This window comes from Caballeronia sp. NK8 (genome assembly GCF_018408855.1).
In the GTDB taxonomy this organism is placed as follows: Bacteria; Pseudomonadota; Gammaproteobacteria; order Burkholderiales; family Burkholderiaceae; genus Caballeronia.
In genome coordinates, this window is sequence record NZ_AP024325.1 from 869,055 (window position 1) to 887,608 (window position 18,554).

At 63.4% G+C, this 18,554-nt stretch carries 19 protein-coding genes; 3 read left to right on the forward strand and 16 right to left on the reverse strand.

Annotated features, from left to right (window positions below; translation table 11 throughout):
* Positions 1–12: 12 nt before the first annotated feature.
* Genes NK8_RS29280 through NK8_RS29295 form a run of 4 tightly spaced genes read right to left on the reverse strand, consistent with a single transcriptional unit; the run spans position 13 to position 3,369 of the window.
* Complete coding sequence (locus NK8_RS29280; protein ID WP_061178067.1) at positions 13–522, reverse strand: aromatic-ring-hydroxylating dioxygenase subunit beta; 510 nt, start codon at positions 520–522, stop codon at positions 13–15.
* Positions 523–1,815 carry an aromatic ring-hydroxylating dioxygenase subunit alpha gene (locus tag NK8_RS29285; protein WP_213231592.1) on the reverse strand — a complete coding sequence of 431 codons (1,293 nt, stop codon included), beginning with the start codon at positions 1,813–1,815 and terminating at the stop codon, positions 523–525.
* Entirely contained in the window at positions 1,802–3,049 is a 1,248-nt protein-coding gene (locus NK8_RS29290) for an NAD(P)/FAD-dependent oxidoreductase (RefSeq protein WP_213231594.1), read from the reverse strand. The genes NK8_RS29285 and NK8_RS29290 overlap by 14 nt, the downstream gene beginning before the upstream one ends.
* A gap of 14 nt (positions 3,050–3,063) precedes the next feature.
* Complete coding sequence (locus tag NK8_RS29295) at positions 3,064–3,369, reverse strand: non-heme iron oxygenase ferredoxin subunit (protein WP_061178070.1); 306 nt, start codon at positions 3,367–3,369, stop codon at positions 3,064–3,066.
* Positions 3,370–3,537: 168 nt separating this feature from the next.
* Here NK8_RS29295 and NK8_RS29300 point away from each other — a divergent pair, with 168 nt between their 5' ends.
* Positions 3,538–4,440, forward strand: coding sequence for a DMT family transporter (locus tag NK8_RS29300; RefSeq protein ID WP_213233245.1), 903 nt, complete (start codon positions 3,538–3,540; stop codon positions 4,438–4,440).
* Positions 4,441–4,443: 3 nt separating this feature from the next.
* On the opposite strand, the gene NK8_RS29305 is transcribed toward NK8_RS29300, so the two are convergent.
* The 4 genes from NK8_RS29305 to NK8_RS29320 form a co-directional block, all read right to left on the reverse strand.
* The gene (locus NK8_RS29305; protein ID WP_213231596.1) at positions 4,444–4,710 is read right to left on the reverse strand and encodes a DUF3325 domain-containing protein; all 267 of its coding nucleotides are present in this window, start codon (positions 4,708–4,710) and stop codon (positions 4,444–4,446) included.
* The gene (locus tag NK8_RS29310; protein WP_225936417.1) at positions 4,707–6,365 is read right to left on the reverse strand and encodes a PepSY domain-containing protein; all 1,659 of its coding nucleotides are present in this window, start codon (positions 6,363–6,365) and stop codon (positions 4,707–4,709) included. The genes NK8_RS29305 and NK8_RS29310 overlap by 4 nt, the downstream gene beginning before the upstream one ends.
* The gene (locus NK8_RS29315; RefSeq protein WP_213231600.1) at positions 6,332–6,619 is read right to left on the reverse strand and encodes a DUF3649 domain-containing protein; all 288 of its coding nucleotides are present in this window, start codon (positions 6,617–6,619) and stop codon (positions 6,332–6,334) included. The genes NK8_RS29310 and NK8_RS29315 overlap by 34 nt, the downstream gene beginning before the upstream one ends.
* A 255-nt stretch (positions 6,620–6,874) precedes the next feature.
* Complete coding sequence (locus tag NK8_RS29320) at positions 6,875–7,123, reverse strand: hypothetical protein (RefSeq protein WP_213231602.1); 249 nt, start codon at positions 7,121–7,123, stop codon at positions 6,875–6,877.
* A 101-nt stretch (positions 7,124–7,224) separates the two neighbouring features.
* Here NK8_RS29320 and NK8_RS29325 point away from each other — a divergent pair, with 101 nt between their 5' ends.
* Positions 7,225–7,905, forward strand: a complete 681-nt coding sequence (locus NK8_RS29325) for a dihydrofolate reductase family protein (protein WP_213231604.1) — start codon at positions 7,225–7,227, stop codon at positions 7,903–7,905.
* 144 nt (positions 7,906–8,049) lie between these two features.
* A complete protein-coding gene (locus tag NK8_RS29330) occupies positions 8,050–8,772 on the forward strand; it encodes a DeoR/GlpR family DNA-binding transcription regulator (RefSeq protein WP_213231606.1) in 723 nt (240 codons plus the stop codon).
* 75 nt (positions 8,773–8,847) lie between these two features.
* Here the strand turns inward: NK8_RS29330 and NK8_RS29335 are convergent, their stop codons facing one another.
* The 8 genes from NK8_RS29335 to deoC all read right to left on the reverse strand — a co-directional run bounded on the left by NK8_RS29335 (position 8,848) and on the right by deoC (position 18,475).
* The gene (locus tag NK8_RS29335; RefSeq protein ID WP_162070857.1) at positions 8,848–9,909 is read right to left on the reverse strand and encodes an ABC transporter permease; all 1,062 of its coding nucleotides are present in this window, start codon (positions 9,907–9,909) and stop codon (positions 8,848–8,850) included.
* Complete coding sequence (locus NK8_RS29340; RefSeq protein ID WP_213231608.1) at positions 9,906–11,435, reverse strand: sugar ABC transporter ATP-binding protein; 1,530 nt, start codon at positions 11,433–11,435, stop codon at positions 9,906–9,908. The genes NK8_RS29335 and NK8_RS29340 overlap by 4 nt, the downstream gene beginning before the upstream one ends.
* Positions 11,436–11,488: 53 nt before the next feature.
* On the reverse strand, positions 11,489–12,493 hold the full coding sequence (locus NK8_RS29345; RefSeq protein WP_162070855.1) for a substrate-binding domain-containing protein: 1,005 nt from the start codon (positions 12,491–12,493) through the stop codon (positions 11,489–11,491).
* 47 nt (positions 12,494–12,540) lie between these two features.
* Positions 12,541–13,584, reverse strand: a complete 1,044-nt coding sequence (locus NK8_RS29350) for an ABC transporter permease (protein ID WP_213231610.1) — start codon at positions 13,582–13,584, stop codon at positions 12,541–12,543.
* Positions 13,581–14,513: a ribokinase gene (gene rbsK, locus NK8_RS29355; RefSeq protein WP_213231612.1), complete on the reverse strand. Its 933-nt coding sequence runs from the start codon at positions 14,511–14,513 to the stop codon at positions 13,581–13,583. The genes NK8_RS29350 and rbsK overlap by 4 nt, the downstream gene beginning before the upstream one ends.
* Entirely contained in the window at positions 14,510–14,992 is a 483-nt protein-coding gene (locus NK8_RS29360) for an RbsD/FucU family protein (RefSeq protein WP_213231614.1), read from the reverse strand. The genes rbsK and NK8_RS29360 overlap by 4 nt, the downstream gene beginning before the upstream one ends.
* A gap of 61 nt (positions 14,993–15,053) precedes the next feature.
* Complete coding sequence (locus NK8_RS29365) at positions 15,054–17,444, reverse strand: aldehyde dehydrogenase family protein (RefSeq protein WP_213231616.1); 2,391 nt, start codon at positions 17,442–17,444, stop codon at positions 15,054–15,056.
* Positions 17,445–17,470: 26 nt separating this feature from the next.
* Positions 17,471–18,475 (reverse strand): deoxyribose-phosphate aldolase, encoded by a 1,005-nt coding sequence (deoC, locus tag NK8_RS29370; RefSeq protein WP_213231617.1) that lies wholly within the window; start codon positions 18,473–18,475, stop codon positions 17,471–17,473.
* Positions 18,476–18,554: the final 79 nt, after the last annotated feature.

The following is an 18,554-nucleotide window of genomic DNA, read 5'->3' on the forward strand; positions in this document are numbered from 1 at the left end:
TCCCAACGATGTTCAGACGGGATAAGCGAGATCGTTCGCGATCATCGCCGTGTCATACACCGCCTGTCTTTCCTTCAGCAGAAGAACGTTACCATTGCGCGCGAAGCGATCAAAAAGCCTGCCCGCCTGATGCAAAGTCGTCGCGCCTTCGACGAGCGTCTGCAGCAACATGTAGTTGCTCTGCGCGATGATCTCTTCATCCGTTGCGTTCAGAATGCGTACGTTCGAAACGAAATGCAGCATCTGGCGCGGCGCGAACATCTGCGTGCGCGAGATCGCCACTGCGCGGTCACGCAACATGTCGCGCCCTTCCGCATACACCAGCCCGACGGGAAAACCGTTTGCTGCGTTCTCGTACTCGGTCACGCGGTAAAGACAGTTCTCGGTGAAGAACTCCGGCCAGCGCTCGATGTCGCCGCTATCCAGCGCCGCGCAATACTCCGCATGAAAATCCTCCACGGCGGCGCGCGCGATCAGCGCCTTGTCGTGCGCGATATTCTGCTTCTCGAATCCTGGCAACATCTAGAACTCCATGACTTCACGATAGTGTTTGTACATGGCGCGAATGGCAGCCTCGGAGATCAGGTTGTCAGCCGTGCCGATCTTGTCGCCGTCCAGCTTGATGATGCTGCGATCGCTCACCGAGCGGCGCACGCCTTCCTGGACGAACTTCATCGCTTCGTTGTCTTCGAGGCCGAGAAAGCCCGATGGTCCCATCAGATTGCCCTGGCGCAGACGGTGGCGCAGCATCTCGTCGGTATCGTCTTCATAGCCGAACATGGTCCAGAGCATGATCATGCTGTTCGGTCCGTTCGGAACGATATGGCGCACGCCGAGCGTGTTCATCTCGCGCTGCACGATGAGGTTCGGCCAGATCGTCTGCATCGTGACGGACCACTCGGAATCGAACTCCTTGATGAACTCGAGAAAGCGTTCATCGCGCAAGGTCATGCCGTCGTGGAAGGAGCGCATCTCCTTCTTCTTGTCTTCGTCGATGGTCGCGTAGAGCGAATCGCTTTTCGCCGAGGCCATCGTGCCGTGAATGCCGTACTTGCTGTCGGCGACCATCGCCGAGCGATTGCCCGCGACGAGCAGACCGAACACGACCAGAAACGAATGCAGCAGCGTCGCGTGATACGGGTCCTTCAGATTCTCGTGATACATCTTCCAGTTGCACGGCAGCTCGTTCTTGTAGAAGCCGAGCACGCGCAGGGGCTTGCCGTTGAACACGGCGTCGAAGTCCGTGAGGATCTCGGGCGTGAGATAGTCTTCGAGCGGCTCCATGTCATGCGTGAAGGATGCGAACACCACACCGTTGCGCGTCGCGACCGCGAGTTTCTTCAGGCCGTGCGCGTCGGTGCGGAAGTCCTTCGGCATGCCGCCCAGCTTGTTCACGCCGCGCCGGAACGGCACGCCCTGAAGATTGCCCTTCAGGTCATACGACCATTGGTGATACGGGCACACGAACTCCTTGTTGTTGCCGCGGCTGTGCCGGCAGAACTCCGCGCCGCGATGCGCGCAGCGGTTCTCGAACACGTTGATCGAGCCGTCTTCGGCGCGCGATACGACGACCGGCGTCGGTCCTACATACGAGCGCTTGTAATCCCCGGCGTTCGGCACTTCCGCTTCCAGCGCGACGAAATTCCAGGTGCGGCCATGAAAGATCCGCTCGACTTCGCGCGCATAGACGGCTTCGCTCGTATAGACCCAGTCGGGAATGCATTGCAGCCCTTCTTCGGGCCACACGAGCCCTTCGATCGGCGGATTCTTGCTTTGAGGCGTATGCACGCCGATGATCGTTTCAGACGAGTACACCTTGATCTCCCGAGTGTGTTGAGCGAATCAGCCGTTCGAGCTGACGCAGCTTGATCGTGGGGTCGGCGAGCATGCCGGCGTCGACGGGCACCGCGTCTTCGACGAGCCGTCTGATCGCGCGCAGCTCGCCGCCCTGATTGATCGCGAGCGCATGGACGATGACACCGTCGCGCAGTGCCATCAGCAGCGTCTTGCCGTCCGCGCCCGCGCGTTCGATCCATCGATCGACGGCGCCGCCGGGCATGCCGAGCATCTGGATGTTCCAGTCGTATTGATCGGTCCAGAACCACGGAGTCGGCGCATAAGTGAGCGCGTCGCCCGCGATGTTGCGCGCCGCGACGATCGCCTGTTCCTGCGCGTTCTGCCACGATTCGAGGCGCGTCGCGCGATCGTTCGCGCCATATGGGAAGTTCGCGCAATCGCCAGCCGCATAGACATCGGGCGCGGACGTGCGGCAATGTCTATCGACGCTGATGCCGTTGTTCGTCGCGATGCCCGCGGTCTTCGCGAGTTCGTCGTTCGGTTCCTGGCCGATCGCGACCACGCACAGATCGAAGTGCTCGCCATTCACTTGCACGCCCGTTGCGTGCTCTCGCACTTGCAATTGCTTCGCGTCGAATACGAAACGCACGCCGTGCGTCTCGTGCTTCGCGCGCAGACGTTCGGAAAAGATCGGCGGCAAGGCGCGGCTCAACAGGCTCGCTGCGGATTCGAACACGCTGACATCGAGGCCGCGCGTGCGCGCACTCGCCGCGAATTCCAGACCGAGAAAGCCGCCGCCGATCACTGCCGCCGAGTGCGCGGTCGCAAGACGCGAACGCAGACGCATCGCGTCGTCGAGCGTGCGCAGATAGAACGTGTGCGGTCCTTCCGGAACGTCGGCCAGGCGGCGCGCGCGACCGCCCGTGGTCAGCAGGCAATGGTCGTAGCGCAACTCGCCGCCGCGTGCGAGCGTCGCGACATGCCGTTGCGTATCGAGGCGCAGCACGCGATCGTCGAGCCACTCGATGCGGGCGGTGTCATAGAGTTCGGCTGTGTGCACCCAGCCCTTGAAGCAATCGTCATCGTCTTGCGCGAGCAGCACGTCCTTCGAGAGCGGCGGCCTTTCATACGGCGCGTGACGCTCGTTGCCCGCCAGCACGATGCGCCCTTCGAATCCGTATGTGCGCAGCGCTTCGGCCGCTCGCGCGCCCGCCTGTCCCGCGCCGATGATCAATACCGTCTGCGTCGCCATGATTGCTCCGCGCCTCACAGATCGACGTAAATGTCGCCGCCTTCCACCTGCACGCCGTAGACGCGCAGCGCCTGCGTGACCGGCGCGCACTGCGCCGCGCCCGTGCGGATGTCGAAGCGCCCCTGATGCAGCGGACATTCGATGCAGCCGTCTTCCATATAGCCATCGCTCAAAAGCGCGAACTGATGCGTGCAAACGTTATGCGTGGCATGCACTTCGCCATCGAGCAGATAGAGCGCGATCCGCTCCTCGCCGATCGTCACGCCGAGCGGCTCGTCTTCCACGAGATCGGCGAGTTTCGCCGCGAACCTGAGTGCCATCTGTCGCCCCTTCGAAATCGATCAGTATGCTGATGAACTTGATGAGCGAATACTAGCAGGACTTTTCGGAGAGTCAACCCGAACAAAAATAATGGCTTTCCCGTAGACGGACGGGCAGGCACACGCGGCTATGCGATGATTCCAGCCTCCGTCACGATGTCGAGCGTCATGCCTTCCACCGCCGCCACGCGCCCGTCCCATCTGCCGCTCGCCAGCATTGGCTTCATCCTTGCTTCGATGCTGTGCTTCGCGATCGTCGATACGCTCGCGAAGGCCATCGCACTGCACTATCCGGCCAACGAACTCACGTTCTTCCGCATGTTGTTCGGTCTTGCGCCGGCCATCGCGGCGTGCTGTGTCGGCGAGCGTTCGCTGATCGAGCGCGTGAAGCGCCTCGATATCAAGGGACAGACATGGCGCGCGCTGACGCTGCTCGGCGCGTCCGGATTTTTCTTCGCAGGTTTGCCCTATATTCCGCTGGGCGAGGCGGTGGCGATCGCGTATTCGGAAACGCTGATCGTCGTCGTGCTCGCGCCGTTCATCCTGCAGGAGCGGCTCAGTGCGCGTTCGGCCGTGGCGGCCATGATTGGTTTCGCGGGCGTGCTGCTGGTCGTTCGGCCGGGCGGCGGCGAATCGAGCTGGCTCGGACCGTTGCTGTTGTTGTCGAGTGCGATGTGCGGCGCGCTATCGATCATTCAGATCAAGCGCATTCGCGCCACGGACGATTCGCGCACCACGGTGTTGTTCTTCACCGCCGTGGGAACGCTCGTCACGGCGTGCACGCTCGCGTTCAGCTGGAAGACGCCGACCCTCGATGCACTCGCGCTGATGGCATTGCTCGGCGCATTGGCGACCGTCGGACAGATCCTGATGACAGTGGCCTTCCGGCGCGCCGACGCCGGCACGCTCGCGCCCTTCAACTACACGAGCATCGTGTGGGCCGCATTGTTTGCGTATATCGCGTGGGGTGAGACGATCGCGCCGCTTTCGCTTGCGGGCATCGCGTTGATCGTCGGCAGTGCGATCGCCGTTGCGTGGCAGCGCAAGATTCCTGAAGGACCGCTTGCGTGAACGTCAATCCGCGAATCGCTCGTACGTGATGAGTCCGCCATATACGAGCCCCGCCGCAAGACTCGTGCAGCCGCTATAGCTCACGAGACCGAGCGCCCACCCTTCATTACCGACGACAAAGCGCAGCGCGAGCGCGAGACCGCACCAGCCCGCGATACGAAAGCCGCGCGATCGTCCGGCGCGCAACTCACAGCCGAACAAGGTCGTCTGGTGGCGATCCATCGATAAGGCCAAAAAGGCGAAAGCGATCACGCAGAAAACGAGCGTCATACGCTTTCCTCTTCACGCCGAGGCGTCACGGCTCGCGCAACGGCCTGCTTGCCCACCGGCTTCACACGCGCACGCTGGCGCGTCACGCGCAGTGCGAGCGCCGCATGCAGCGCGGCGAACGCCCACATCATCAGATCGAAGCCCGCGAAAACCCAGTCGCCTTGCGCGATACTGCGCCACAACGGTCTGTCGGTGGTCATAGCATTCAGCACGGGCAGCAACGCGAGCAAGGCCGTGGCGAGCCACAACAGTTCGATCCATGCGCGCCGGACCGGACGCACGAAGGCATACAGCAGCGTCGCGCCCCACACCGCGAAGAACAGGTTGATCTCCGCTTCATCGCGCGCGGCGATGCCGGGCGACAGCAAGCGATTGCCCCACAGAAAGCCCGTCATCGCGACCGATAATCCCGCGATGCTCGCGATATTCAGGCGCTCGACGAGCCTGAAGCCGACATGCGGCCGCGCGGGATCGGGCAGTTTCTGGCGGTGCTTCACCGTCCACATGACGAGCCCCGTGCCGACCATCGCCGTGCCCGCGAGACTGACGATGAAATACAGCCAGCGCAATTGCAGTTCACTGAAGCGCCCGAGATGCAGCGCGTAGAGCACGCCGCGCGTCTCGGCCGCGCCGCCGACCCGATCCTTCACTTCGATGAGCTTGCCCGTGACGCCATCGAAAAGCATGTATTGCGGACTCATCGACACGCGCGCTGCCTCGCCGCGCGAAACGGCCACGCGCGCCGTGATATCGCCGGGATTCGTGATCGTCACGCGGCCGATCCTGTCGCGGCCCCAGCGTGCCTCGGCGTCGCGCACCATCGCATCGATGGGGGCCAGCGGCGCGTTCTGTCCACCCGGTTTGCCAGGCTGAATGAACGCGCTCAACTGCGATGTCATCGCCTGTCGCTCGGCGGGCGTCCTGAACGCGGTCTGCGCGCCCCATGGCATGTACATCGCCATCAGGGTGACGAGACCGGTGTACGTGATCATCGCGTGAAACGGCAGGCCGAACACCGATAGCGCGTTATGCGCGTCGAGCCATGAGCGTTGACCTTTGCCCCATCGGAAGGTGAAGAAGTCGACGAAGATCTTCTTGTGCGTGATGACGCCGCTCACGATCGCGACAAGCATGAACATCGCGCAGAGTCCCGCGAGCCATCGTCCCCATAGCACCGGCATGTAATAAAACTGGAAATGGAAGCGATAAAAAAATTCGCCACCGAGCGTTTTGCGCGCGCTCGTGCGCTGGCCCGTCACGGGATCGAAGCTCGCCTGTTCGAAGGTGCGCTTGCCCGCCGCCGCGCCCGGCGTGCGCCAGAATGAATCGATGACGCTCGTGCGCTCGCCCGGCAATTCGAAACTCCATTGCGAACTGCCCGCGGCAATCTTGCCGAGCGTCGCCGTGACGCGTTGCGCGACGAGCGCCGGGTCGGCCATCTCGCGCTGATGCGGCTGCTCCGGCCGCATCCATTGCGAGGTTTCGTCCTTGAAGTAACTGACGGTGCCGGTCAGGAACATCGCGTAAAGAATCCATCCGGCCAGCAGTCCCGCCCACGTATGCAGGTCCGACATGCTCTGGCGAATGCCGCGTCCCTTCGGCTTGCGCTCGCGTGCGTGCTTCACGACGGAAGCCCTCCCGGCGCCACGCTCCATGCGGCCAGCAACAGCGGCATGGCGACGATCACGAGCCCTGCCCATGCGCGCTGCGCGCTGCGAACCGCGAACACCCAGATCACCGCGCACGCGTAAATCACGAAGCTCGCGAGCATGCCGGTCAGCACGGCTTGCGGCTTGCTCATCGGCAATGCGAGTGCCGCGACGCTCACGAGTGCGGCGAGCGCGTAGCCGCCGAATATCGCGGCCACGATGCGCGAGACGAGTGGGCCGTGCCTGACGATCGCGCTCATTGAACGAGTGCGAATCGCTGCGTCATGTGTTTCCAAGGTGTTCGAATAGGAGAATGTTCGGCCGGGCATGCGGCCACGAGACATGGCGCGCCGGAAAATCAGTCGCTCAGCGTAAATGATAATAATTATCAATAACGCCCGCCGAACTTGTCAAGCGATGCCTAAAAGGCGAGGAAGGTTGCGCGAGCGCGCGAGGAAGGCGCGATGCGCGTTTGAACGCATCGGTAGAAGAAATTCCTGAACGGCGTGACGGGTTTATTCCTCGCCCGTCACCCATTTTTTCGTGGCGTGATAGCCGCGCTTGGACGTGTCCGCGATGGCATGCCCCGCCGATTTGGCGCCGTCGCCGATGGCGTGGGCGGCATCGCGTGCGGCATGCCCGGTCTGACGGCCGGCGGATTTCACGTCTTCCTTGAACTGGTGCGCGCCCGATTCGACGCTGGCGTGCGCGAGCGGGCTGAGCGCGATCAGGAAAACCGGAACGATGAGTGCGAGCTTTTTCATGCCGATGATTTTCGCACATCGCGCGCGCCGTGCATCGCGCTTCACAGCGGCACGGCGTTTGCACCGTCGATGCATCGCCGCCCTCTTGCCTGGAGAAAAACATGCATATCGTCTGTCACATGATGTCGTCGATCGATGGCCGCAGCCTGACCGATAACTGGAATCTTGCTTTCGCGTCGCCCATCTACGAAGACACCGCCGCGCGTTTCGAGGCCGATGCCTGGGTCTGCGGCCGCGTCACGATGCAGGAAATCTCGCACGGCAAGGACCGCGACTATCCGCGCGGGCTCGCGAAAGGGCGGATTCCGCGTGAAAACCACTTCGCCAAACGCGATGCGAGCCAGTACGCGATTTCCATCGATCCGAAGGGACGCGTCGCGTGGAAGAGCAATACGGCGCTCGAATCGCATATCGTCGAAGTGCTGGCCGAGAGCGTGGAAGAAGACTACCTCGCGTATCTCCAGTCGATCGATGCATCCTATGTGTTCGGCGGCAAGGACGATATCGACCTCGAGCGCGTCGTCGATACGCTCGGGCGCGAACTGAAAATCGGAACGCTGATCGTCGAAGGCGGCGGGCATGTGTCGGGCGCCTTCGTGAATGCGCAACTCGCGGATGAAGTCAGCGTGCTGCTGATTCCGCTTGTCGATGGACGCGAAGCGCATACGTCATCGTTCGAAATCGCGATGAACGAGTGGCGCAAGCCTGCGTATCTGAAGCTCGATTCGGTCGAAAAACTGGAACACGACGTCGTCTGGCTCCGCTATACGCGTAAGGCGTAAGCCCTCGGGATTTACCCGCGCAACGCGTGGCAGGCGGCTGGAAACGCGGCTTGCATTGTTATAATTCTCTCATTCAACGACGAAAACCTAACATCCCTCGCGCGAATCGCCGCCCTCCGGAGCACGCTTCGTCGCGCCGTCCCGATGGCCAAAACCGACCGCCTGCGCGCCCTTTCCGGCGCGCTCGAAAAACAGAACGTGATGCGCCTGCGCGATGCGGCCGCATTGCTCGGCGTATCGGAAATGACGGTGCGCCGCGATATCGCCGCGCATCCCGGCCAGTTCACGTATCTCGGCGGCTATATCGTCAGCGCCGCGGATGTGCCCAACGCGGGCTACACCATCGAAGAAGAAAAAGATCATTTCGCGCAGGCGAAGGCGGTTGCCTCGACGCATGCCGCGCGTCTGCTCGTGGACAGCGAGACCATTTTCATCGACTGCGGCACGACGCTCACCACGCTCGCGCGGCAGATTCCCACGGAAATGCATCTGACGGTCGTGTGCTATTCGCTCAATGTCGCGGAGATTTTGCGGCGCAAGCCTAACGTGCGGATGATCCTTCTGGGCGGCGTCTACGTCCCGTCATCGGAATCGTTCGCGAGCGACGAGAGCGTCGAGACGTTGCGGCGCATGGGAATCAACAAGGCGTTCATGTCGGCGGGCGGCGTGGATGAAGCACGCGGCGTGACGTGCTGGAATTTTCACGAGGTCGCCATCAAGCAGGCCGCGATGGCGAGCGCGGTGGAACGGCATCTCGTCGTCGATGCGAGCAAGTTCGGCAAGGTCAAGGCAGTGCGGTTCTCGCAGCTTTCGGAGTACGATTCGATCATCACCGAGCAAGGTCAGGCAGTGCGAAAACGCAGCTGAATCGTTCCGGTTAAAAACGAAAAGGCTCGTTCAGGATTTGAACGAGCCTTTTTTGTTCCGCTTTTTGAAAGCGCGTTACTGCCTGCGCCCCAACGCAAACAACGTCCCCGCGACGAGAATGAACGCGCCGATGATCACCTTCTGCCAAGTGCTCGGCACGCCGATCAGAATCAGCACGCTATTGATGAGCGTCACCAGCACGACGCCGAGCAAAGTGCCGATCACCGTTCCTGTGCCGCCCGTGATGCGCGCGCCGCCGAGAATCACCGCCGCGATCACATCGAGTTCCGTGCCGACGAGATCGAACGGATTCGCGAGCCGGTTCGTCGACACATGCAAAATGCCAGCGACGCCCGCAAGCAGACCCGTATAGCCGAACACAAACAGATGAATCGCGCGCAGGTTGTAGCCGAGACGTTCGGCGATCGCGAGCGAGCCGCCCATCGCGTAGACGCCACGGCCCATCATCGTGCGGTTGAGCAGCCACCACGTCACGACCGCCGCGAGCACGAGCGCGAGCACGGAGACCGGCAGCACCGCACGCAAGCCATCGGACGTGTGATAGAAGAACAGCGGCAAACGCCCGAACGTATCCATGCTGTGCGGAATGTTCATGAAGAACTGCGTGCCGACGAACGTCAGCAGCAAGCCGCGATACAGATACTGCGTGCCGATGGTCACGATCAGCGAAGGCGCCTTCAGTCGATGCACGAGCATCCCGTTGATCACACCCAGAATCACGCCGCCGATCGCGCCCGCGAGCAGAATCAGCACGAACGGGCACTCGGGCCACCACGCGAACACCGCCTTGGTGATCGAGTACATCGTCAGCGCGGCGATCGCCGTGAACGATACGTCGATGCCGCCCGACGCCAGCACGACGAGCGTGCCGAGCGCAAAGAGCGAGACCGTGGTCGCCGAATGCAGCATGTCGAACAGCGTGGCGAACTGGAAGAAGCGCGGGTTGATGCCGCCCACGACCAGACATGTCACCACGATCAGCCCGACAGTGAACCACTCGGGATTGCGCATCAGTTGCGCGTACAGATTGCCCTTGCGCACACGCGGCGCGACTTCGGCCACGGGTTGCGGCATCGGTTCGCGTCCCGTGCGGCGGATGGATTCGCTCATGCTCATGCTGCCTCTGAAAGTAGCGCGTGATAAAGATCGGCTTCGGTCAACCGGTCCGCGCGGTATTCGTTCGCGACGCGGCCTTTCTTCATCATCAGAATACGGTCGCAGTTCTGCAGCAGTTCAGGCAGGTCGTCGCTGATCAGGATGATGCCGATGCCCTCTTTCGACAGCCGCTGCATGATGCGGTAAATGATGTCCTTCGATCCCACGTCGACGCCGACCGTGGGCCCGTGCAGAATCAGCACGCGCGGATCGATCGCGAGCCAGCGGCCGATCAGCACGCGTTGCTGATTGCCGCCCGAAAGCGATTGCACGGGCTTGTCGACATCGGGTGTCGCGATCTGCAGGTCCTTCACGGTGCGCTCGGCAAGCTCTTGCGCGCGCTTGCGGTCGATCTGGCCGAAGCGGTCGCGCAGGCTCGCGATCATCGCGGTGACGACGTTGTCGCGAATTGGCTTGTCGAGAAAGAGGCCTTCGTTCAGGCGGTCTTCCGGCACATAGCCGATGCGTTGCGCTTTCGCATCCGCGGGCGATTGCAGCCGCACGCGCATGCCGTCGAGCGTGACGGTGCCCGCATCGGCGGGCGCGACGCCGGCAAGCGCGCGCGCGAGTTCGTTGCGTCCCGAATCGAGCAGACCGGTCACGCCGAGAATTTCGCCCTTGTGCAGCTTGAACGACACATCGGCGAACTGGCCTTTACGGCCGACGCCCTGCACGTCGAGCACGACTTGCGATGCACCTGCTTCGCCCTCCGCCCGATAGCGCTCCGTCGAAAGATGCTTGCCCGTCATGAGCTCGCTGATCTGCGCCTTCGTGTAGTTTTCGATCGGACCTTGCGCCATCTTCTGGCCGTCGCGCAGCACGATCACTTCGCCGCCGATCGCATAGCACTCGTCGAGCTTGTGACTCACGAACAGCACGGCCACGCCGTCCGCGCGCAGACGCGCGAGCACGGCGATGAGGTTATCGACTTCCTTCTGCGTGAGCGAGGTCGTCGGCTCGTCCATGATGACGAACTTCGCCTCGCTGGCGATCGCGCGCGCAATCGCTACAAGCTGACGCGTCGCAAGCGGCAGTTGTTCGATGAGCGTCTTCTGGAACTCCGCGTCGCCGGGCAGGCCCACGGCTTCGAGCGCGCGCGCGGCCGTTTGCGCAAGCGCGCGGCGATCGAACGTGCGCGCGAGCTTGCCCGCATGTTCGGCAAGCTCGGACGTCAGCGCGACATTCTCCGCGACGCTCATGTTCGGCAGCAGCGACAAATCCTGATAAACGGTTTCGATGCCCGCCGAAAGCGATTCGAGCGGCGACAGCTTCTTATGGCGCACGCCCTCGATCACGAGTTCGCCTTCGTCAGGCGGCTGCGCGCCCGAGATGATCTTGATGAGCGTGCTCTTGCCGCAGCCGTTCTCGCCGAGCAAGTGATAGATCTGCCCGCGCTCGAACGCGAGGCTCACGCCGCGCAGCGCATAGACGCCGGTGAAGCGCTTGTGAATATCGACGACTTCGAGAAGCGGTGTCGTTGTGGTCATGTCTGTCCAGGGCGTGCGGCGCGCCTTCGAAAAAGCGCGCCGCACGCGTCACATCAGAAGTTGTATTGCTTGTAGTTCGTCTTGTCGACGTCGACCCAGCCGGTGCCGCGCACGATCACGCCCTTGCCCGGACCCTTCGTCACGGTGACCTTGTTGTAGCCGGTGATGCCGAGATCCGCGCCGTTCTGCACTTCCTTGCCCTCGACGAGCATCTGCGCGACCTTGTTCATCGCCAGACCGGCGAGCTTCGGATCCCAGAACGCGATGCCGTTGACCGCGCCGCTTTCGAGGAACTTGCCCGCTTCCGTCGGCAGACCGGTGCCGTACACGCAGATCTTGCCGACCTTGCCCGCTTCCTCGACCGCGCGGCCGATGCCGATTACATCCAGCGACGACGAGCCCTGGAAGCCCGTCAGATCCGGATGCTTGCGCAGCACTTCCTTCGCGACCTGATAGGCGCGCTCGCCATCGTTATTGGTTTCGAGCTTCGGCTCGACGAGATCCATCTTCGGATACTTGGCCTTCGCGTTGCCGATGCCGCCATCGGCCCATTGCACCTGCGAGCGCGAGCCGAGCGAGCCGACCAGCACCGCCCACTTGCCTTGCTGACCCATGCATTTCGAGAGGCGCTCGTTGAGGCCCGCGCCATACGCAGTGTTGTCGAACGCTTCGATGTCGACCATCGTGTTCTTCGCGTTGTCCGCTTCATGCGTGACGACCTTGATGCCGCGATCCATCGCTTTCTTGAGCGCGGGTTCGAGCGTCGGCGGATCGTAGGGCACTACAGCGATCGCCGTGACCTTCTTCGCAATCAGATCCTCGATGATCTTCAGTTGCTGCGCGGCGTCGGCGCGGCCTGGGCCCGTCTGATAGGCGTTGACGTTCGGGTTCGCCTTGCCGAACTCCTTCACGCCTTCGTCCATGCGGTTGAACCAGTTGATGCCGGTCACCTTCACGACCGTCACGATGGTTTCGTTGGTCGCGGCCTGCGCGGCTGCGATCGCGCCCGCGGCGAGTGCGATCGCCGTCAGTGCGGTACCGAGTTTGCTGAGCTTCATTGCGTTGTCTCCTTTTATGGTCCGATTGGTCTCTTTAACGAATCACACTAACGTCCGGTCGATGCGGGCGGCGGCGGCACATTGCGTTTGGGCGCGGCGCCGCCGATGCCGAAGATCGCGCGCACGCGCTCGCCGCCCGCGAAGGCGAGCGATGCGAGCAGCAGAAAGCCCCACGCGCAATCGCCGAAGAACTGCGATACACCGAGCAGATTGAACAGGCTCGACAGGAACTGCAGCACTGTCGCGGCGAGGAACACGCAGACGATGCGGCCATACCCGCCCGCCGGATTCACGCCGCCCATCACCGCGATCAGGATCGCGATCAGCAGATACGAGTTGCCGTAGTCCCACTTCGCGCTCGACGTATGCGTCGCGCTGATGAGACCCGCCAGCGACGCGAGCACGCCGCACATGCCGTAGGTGAGGATCAGCATGCGCGCGCGCGGAATGCCCGCATAGAACGCGGCTTTCGGGTTCGTGCCCATCAGATAGAGGCGCAGGCCGAACGGCGTGCGCTTCAGCACCCAGCCGAGCAGCAGCACGGCGGCGATGAAGATCCAGAGCGAAATGGGCACTTGCAGGAAGGTGCCGTTGCCGATGTTGGAAAGCGGATCGACATATTCCACTCGCACCGACGCGCCGTTGCTCAGCACCACCGCGATGCCCGTGAAAAGCAGTTGCGTACCGAGCGTGCAGAGAATCGGCGTGAGCCTGAGCTTCGCGATCACCGCGCCGTTCAGCAGTCCGCCGATCGCGCCCACCATCACGACGATGCAGACGAATACCGCCGTATAGAGCGCGGGCGAATCGTCGGCGGAGACCATGTGCGGCAGCAGCATCGCCGCGACCATGCCGGAGAGATTCGCCAGTCCGACGCCCGACAGATCGATGCCGCCATTGCCCGACACCATCGACAACATGATGCCGAGCGCAAGCAGGCCGAGCTCGGGCAACTGGCCGCCCATCGACTGGAGATTGTCGATATCGAGGAACTGGCCGTGCGACATCCACGTCGCGACGATCACGACGAGCACGTTCACGCCGATCAGGAAATTGAACTGGCGATCAGCGAGCCACTTCGATCCTTTCATTGCGTGACGCTCCTTTCCGCGAGCACGGCGTTGATTTCGGCGAGACGCGGCATCGACGGCGCGGTGCCCGGGCGCGTCACCGAAAGGCTCGCGAGCGCGCAGCCGAAGCGCACCGCATCGAGCGGGCTTTCGCCGCGTGCGAGCGCGGCCGCGAAGCCGCCCGTGAAGCCATCGCCCGCGCCCGCGGTTTCGACGACGCGGCCGCAATCGAACGCAGGCACGAGCGTCGATTCATGCGCGCTGTGCAGGAGCGCGCCTGCTTCGCCCAGCGTGACGATCACGGCGCGCGCGCCTTTCTTCAGCAGCACGTCGGCGGCGCGGCGTGCATCGTCGATGTTGGCGATCGCCACGCCCGTCAGCGCCGTCGCTTCCGTTTCGTTCGGCGTGATGTAGTCGCACAGCGGATAGATATCGTCGGTGAGCGGCAGCGCGGGCGCGGGGTTGAAGACGGTCGTCACGCCGTGCTTGCGCGCGAGTTCCAGACCGCGACGCGCGGCCGGAATCGGTTGCTCAAGTTGCGTGACGAAGACGCCCGCGCGCGCGATGTCGTGCTCGATCGCGTCGACATCTTCGGGCACGAGCGTACCCGCCGCGCCCGCCGCGACGATGATCGCGTTGCCGCCGGTGTTCTCATCGACGTAGATATGCGCGGCGCCTGTCGCGACATCGTTCATCACGGTCGCGCGCGAGGTGATGCCTTCGGCGGCCCAGGTCGCCTGCGCGATCTCGCCGAACGCATCCGCGCCGATGCGCGTGCAGAAGATCACATCCGCGCCCGCGCGCGCGGCAGCCACGGCCTGATTCGATCCCTTGCCGCCCGGTCCCATCTTGAAGGCCGAACCCGCGACCGTTTCGCCGAGCAGCGGCATACGCTGCGCGCGAAACGCAAGGTCCGTCACGTAGATGCCGAGAATGACGACGCTCTTCATTGCGTGCCTCCGTGTGCAATCTCGGGAGCGTCCGGTGCGAGCATCACGCCCTTCTTGAAGATGAAGCAGCCGTAACCGCGCGCTTCGCCCGTCGCGATCACGCAATAGGCCTTTTTCGCGCGCTCGTAGAACGCGAAGCGCTCGACCGGCGCAAACGGCTGTTCGCGGCCTTCGGCATCGTCCACTTCGCGTTGCGCTTCGCGCTGCACGGCGGGCAAGCTCGTTGCATCGCCGACTATTTCCATGCGGCCGGCGGGATCGTCGACGAACGTATCGAGCGGCAGCACCGACAGCACCGCGCGCACCGCACGCGGCGCGCTCGCGCCGTCGATGCGCAGCACTTTGCCGAGCACGGTTTGCCGCGCGATGGAATCGGCGGGGAAATGAGCGTCGCAGATCACCACTTCGTCGCCGTGTCCCATCGCGGCGAGCGCGTACAGGATATCGGCGTTCAAGAGCGGATCGATGTTCTTCAGCACAGCGTCTCCTCCATGCATGAGCGTGTTCCGTTTCGGAATCTACGCTCGATCAAATCGGTAATCAGTCGCCGTACGGCACCCAGATGTTCTTCACCTGCACCGCCTGGCGAAGGAACGGCAGTCCTTCGCTCGCGGCATCGTGCCAGTCGAATACGCGGCCATGATCGACGAACGTGCGCTTCAGGTTGCCGACCGACTCGCGCTCCGCCATCGCCGAAAGCGCCGCGCCGTGGAAGCACCAGAGCGCATCGACGTCGTCGTGTTGCGCGAGCGTCTGAGCCAGCGATCGCGCATCGCCGGTGACGATGTTCAACGCTCCGCCCGGCACGTCCGATGTCTCGACGACCTGGTAGAAGTCCGTCGCCATCAGCGGGCACGTCTCGCTCGGCACGGCGACCACGCGATTGCCCAGCGCGAGCGCGGGCGCAACCAGCGACACGAAGCCGAGCAGCGGCGCTTCGTCCGGACACACGATGCCGATCACGCCGAGCGGCTCGTGCATCGCCAGTGCGACGCCATGCAGCGGCGGCGCATGCACGGCGCCATCGTACTTGTCGGCCCATGCGGCATACGTGAAGAAGCGCGCGATCGATGCATCGACTTCACGCTTTGCATCGCGCTCGCTCGAACCGGCGCGCGTGACGAGTTGCTTCGCGAATTCATCGGCGCGTGCGCTCAGATTCTCCGCGAGGTAGTACAGCACTTGCGCGCGGTTGTGCGCGCTCGCCGACGACCACTTCGTCATGCCACGCGCGGCGGTCACCGCGTTGCGAATGTCCTTGCGATTACCCTCGCCCACTTCACCGACGATCTCGCCAGCAGGCGAATGCACGAGCCGCGAGTAACCGCTGTCGGGCCGCGCCTGCTTGCCGCCGATGTAGAGCTTCGCCGTTCTATCGAGCGCGCTGACCTTGCCCGCATCGACGAGCGAATCGGGTTGCGCCTGCGACGGCTTCGTTGCGCCGCGAACCGGGAGCTTCGCCCATGCGCGCGGCTTCAGGTATTCGTAGATGCCCTCGCGTCCGCCTTCGCGGCCGAAGCCCGACTCGCGATAGCCGCCGAAGCCGACGGCCGCATCGAACAGATTGGTCGCATTGATCCATACGACGCCGCATTGCAGGCGCGGCGCGACATCGAGCGCACGGCTGATGTTCTCGCTCCACACGCTCGCAGCGAGCCCGTAGCGCGTGTTGTTCGCGAGCGCGACGGCTTCTTCCGGCGTGCGGAAGCTCATCGTCACGAGCACCGGCCCGAAGATTTCTTCTTGGGCGAGCGTCGATGCGGGCGCGACGTTGGTGACGAGCGTCGGCGGAAAGAACGCGCCGCCTTCGGGCAACGCGGCGCGCGGCGACTGATAGATTTCGCAGCCTTCGCTTTCGCCCCGCTCGACGAGCGCGCGAATGCGTTCGAGCTGCACCTCATCGACGACCGCGCTCATGTCGATGCCCTTATCGAGCGAGGTCCCGACACGCAACGTATCCATGCGGCGCTTCAGCTTTTCGACGAAGCGCGCTTCGATGCCTTCCTGCACCAGCAGGCGCGAGCCCGCGCAGCACACTTGTCCCTGATTGAACCAGATCGCATCGACGACGCCTTCCACGGCGCTGTCGAGATCGGCATCGTCGAACACGATGAACGGCGACTTGCCGCCGAGTTCGAGCGTGAGCGACTTGCCCGAGCCTGCCGTGCTTGCGCGAATCTGGCGGCCTACTTCGGTCGATCCGGTGAACGCGATCTTCGCGACGCGCTTGTGTTCGACGAGCGCCGCGCCTGTGCCGCCATCGCCCGTGACGACGTTGAGCACGCCCTTCGGCAGGCCCGCGCGATGCGCCAGTTCAGCGAACAGCAGCGCGGTCAGCGACGTGAACTCGGCGGGCTTCAACACGACTGTATTGCCGAGCGCGAGCGCCGGCGCGATCTTCCATGCGAGCATCAGCAGCGGAAAATTCCACGGCACGATCTGGCCGATCACGCCGAGCGGCGCCCAGTCCGCAAACTCCTTGTCCTGCAACTGCGCCCAGCCCGCGTGATGCAGAAAGTGCCTTGCCACAAGGGGTATATCGATATCGCGCGACTCGCGAATCGGCTTGCCGTTGTCGAGCGATTCGAGCACGGCGAACAGACGGCCATGCCGTTGCACCATGCGCGAGAGCGCGTACAGATGCCGTGCGCGCCCCGAGCTGCCGATGGCTTGCCAGCCTTCGAGCGCATCGTGCGCGGCTTGCACGGCGGCGTCGACATCGGCGCTTTCGCCCTGTGCGATCGACGCCAGCACGCGGCCCGTCGCGGGTTCGCGCGAATCGAATCGCGCGGCGGCGTCGCTGTCGCGCCATGCGCCATTGATGAAGTGACCGAAGCGCCCGGCATGCTGATCGAGCCATGCGCGCGCGGCGCGATCGTCTTCCGGTGCGGGTCCGTATTCCATCGAGGAGAAGTATTCGGCAACGCTCATGAGGCTATCTATTGAGGTCTGGTGAGTCAGGCGACGGGATGACGATTGAACGCCGAATAGCGTCCGCTCACGTGATGTTCGAGCTGGCGTTCGATATCCGCGAGCAGGCTCGATGCGCCGATGCGCAACAGATCCGGTTCGAGCCATTCGCGGCCGAGCTCTTCCTTCATGAGGATCTGATATTCGAGCACCGACTTCGCGGTGGACACGCCGCCCGCGGGCTTGAAGCCGATTGCGACGCCGGTGCGCGCGAGATACTCGCGGATCATGCGTACCATCACGAGCGACACGTCGAGCGTCGCGTTGACGCCTTCCTTGCCCGTCGATGTCTTGATGAAATCAGCGCCGGCCATCATGCAGATCATCGACGCCTTCGCGACGTTCGACAGCGTGCGGATGTCGCCGGTGGCGAGAATCGCCTTCACATGTGCATCGCCGCAAGCCGCGCGGAAATCGCGCATCTCGTCGTAGAGCGCCTGCCAGTTGCCTGTCAGCACATGCTCGCGCGTGACGACGATATCGATCTCGGACGCGCCGTCTTTCACCGACGCCTCGATCTCGCGCAGCTTCAGTTCATGCGGAATGAGGCCGGCAGGAAAGCCCGTCGATACGGCCGCGACCGGAATGCCGCTGCCTTCGAGCGCGTTCACTGCCGTTTTCACGTAGCGGTGATAGACACACACCGCGCCGGTTCTGATCGAGCCGGGCGCCATGCCGAGCGCGTCGAGCAGGTCGTCGCGCAACGGACGGCGTGCCTTCGCGCACAGGCGTTCGACGCGACCGTGGGTGTCGTCGCCGCTCAGCGTAGTGAGGTCGATACAGGTGATGGCCTTCAGCAGCCACGCCGCCTGCGCGTCTTTCTTGACGGCGCGGCGGGTGCCGAGCGTCGCTGTGCGGCGCGCCACGGCCGACTGATTCACGCGCAGCCCGTCGAGCCACGCGAGATCGAACGGCACGCCGGGATTGCGGGCGCTATGAGCCTGGGTCTTGCCAGGCCACGCGACGATGGACTTCGATGCAGTTTCCAGCATGAGATCGGGTATGCCGGCGTCTTGTGCGACGCACAACAGTTTTTGATAGATTGATCTCAGTTTATAACAGTCTTGTTAG

Excerpts from the sequence above, each read along its gene's own strand:
- NK8_RS29280 (WP_061178067.1), bottom strand. The coding sequence starts at position 522 with ATGTTGCCAGGATTCGAGAAGCAGAATATCGCGCACGACAAGGCGCTG.
- NK8_RS29290 (WP_213231594.1), bottom strand. The coding sequence starts at position 3,049 with ATGGCGACGCAGACGGTATTGATCATCGGCGCGGGACAGGCGGGCGCG.
- NK8_RS29295 (WP_061178070.1), bottom strand. The coding sequence starts at position 3,369 with ATGGCACTCAGGTTCGCGGCGAAACTCGCCGATCTCGTGGAAGACGAG.
- NK8_RS29300 (WP_213233245.1), top strand. The coding sequence starts at position 3,538 with ATGCCTTCCACCGCCGCCACGCGCCCGTCCCATCTGCCGCTCGCCAGC.
- NK8_RS29305 (WP_213231596.1), bottom strand. The coding sequence starts at position 4,710 with ATGACGCTCGTTTTCTGCGTGATCGCTTTCGCCTTTTTGGCCTTATCG.
- NK8_RS29310 (WP_225936417.1), bottom strand. The coding sequence starts at position 6,365 with ATGGAGCGTGGCGCCGGGAGGGCTTCCGTCGTGAAGCACGCACGCGAG.
- NK8_RS29315 (WP_213231600.1), bottom strand. The coding sequence starts at position 6,619 with ATGAGCGCGATCGTCAGGCACGGCCCACTCGTCTCGCGCATCGTGGCC.
- NK8_RS29320 (WP_213231602.1), bottom strand. The coding sequence starts at position 7,123 with ATGAAAAAGCTCGCACTCATCGTTCCGGTTTTCCTGATCGCGCTCAGC.
- NK8_RS29325 (WP_213231604.1), top strand. The coding sequence starts at position 7,225 with ATGCATATCGTCTGTCACATGATGTCGTCGATCGATGGCCGCAGCCTG.
- NK8_RS29330 (WP_213231606.1), top strand. The coding sequence starts at position 8,050 with ATGGCCAAAACCGACCGCCTGCGCGCCCTTTCCGGCGCGCTCGAAAAA.
- NK8_RS29335 (WP_162070857.1), bottom strand. The coding sequence starts at position 9,909 with ATGAGCATGAGCGAATCCATCCGCCGCACGGGACGCGAACCGATGCCG.
- NK8_RS29340 (WP_213231608.1), bottom strand. The coding sequence starts at position 11,435 with ATGACCACAACGACACCGCTTCTCGAAGTCGTCGATATTCACAAGCGC.
- NK8_RS29345 (WP_162070855.1), bottom strand. The coding sequence starts at position 12,493 with ATGAAGCTCAGCAAACTCGGTACCGCACTGACGGCGATCGCACTCGCC.
- NK8_RS29350 (WP_213231610.1), bottom strand. The coding sequence starts at position 13,584 with ATGAAAGGATCGAAGTGGCTCGCTGATCGCCAGTTCAATTTCCTGATC.
- rbsK (WP_213231612.1), bottom strand. The coding sequence starts at position 14,513 with ATGAAGAGCGTCGTCATTCTCGGCATCTACGTGACGGACCTTGCGTTT.
- NK8_RS29365 (WP_213231616.1), bottom strand. The coding sequence starts at position 17,444 with ATGAGCGTTGCCGAATACTTCTCCTCGATGGAATACGGACCCGCACCG.
- deoC (WP_213231617.1), bottom strand. The coding sequence starts at position 18,475 with ATGCTGGAAACTGCATCGAAGTCCATCGTCGCGTGGCCTGGCAAGACC.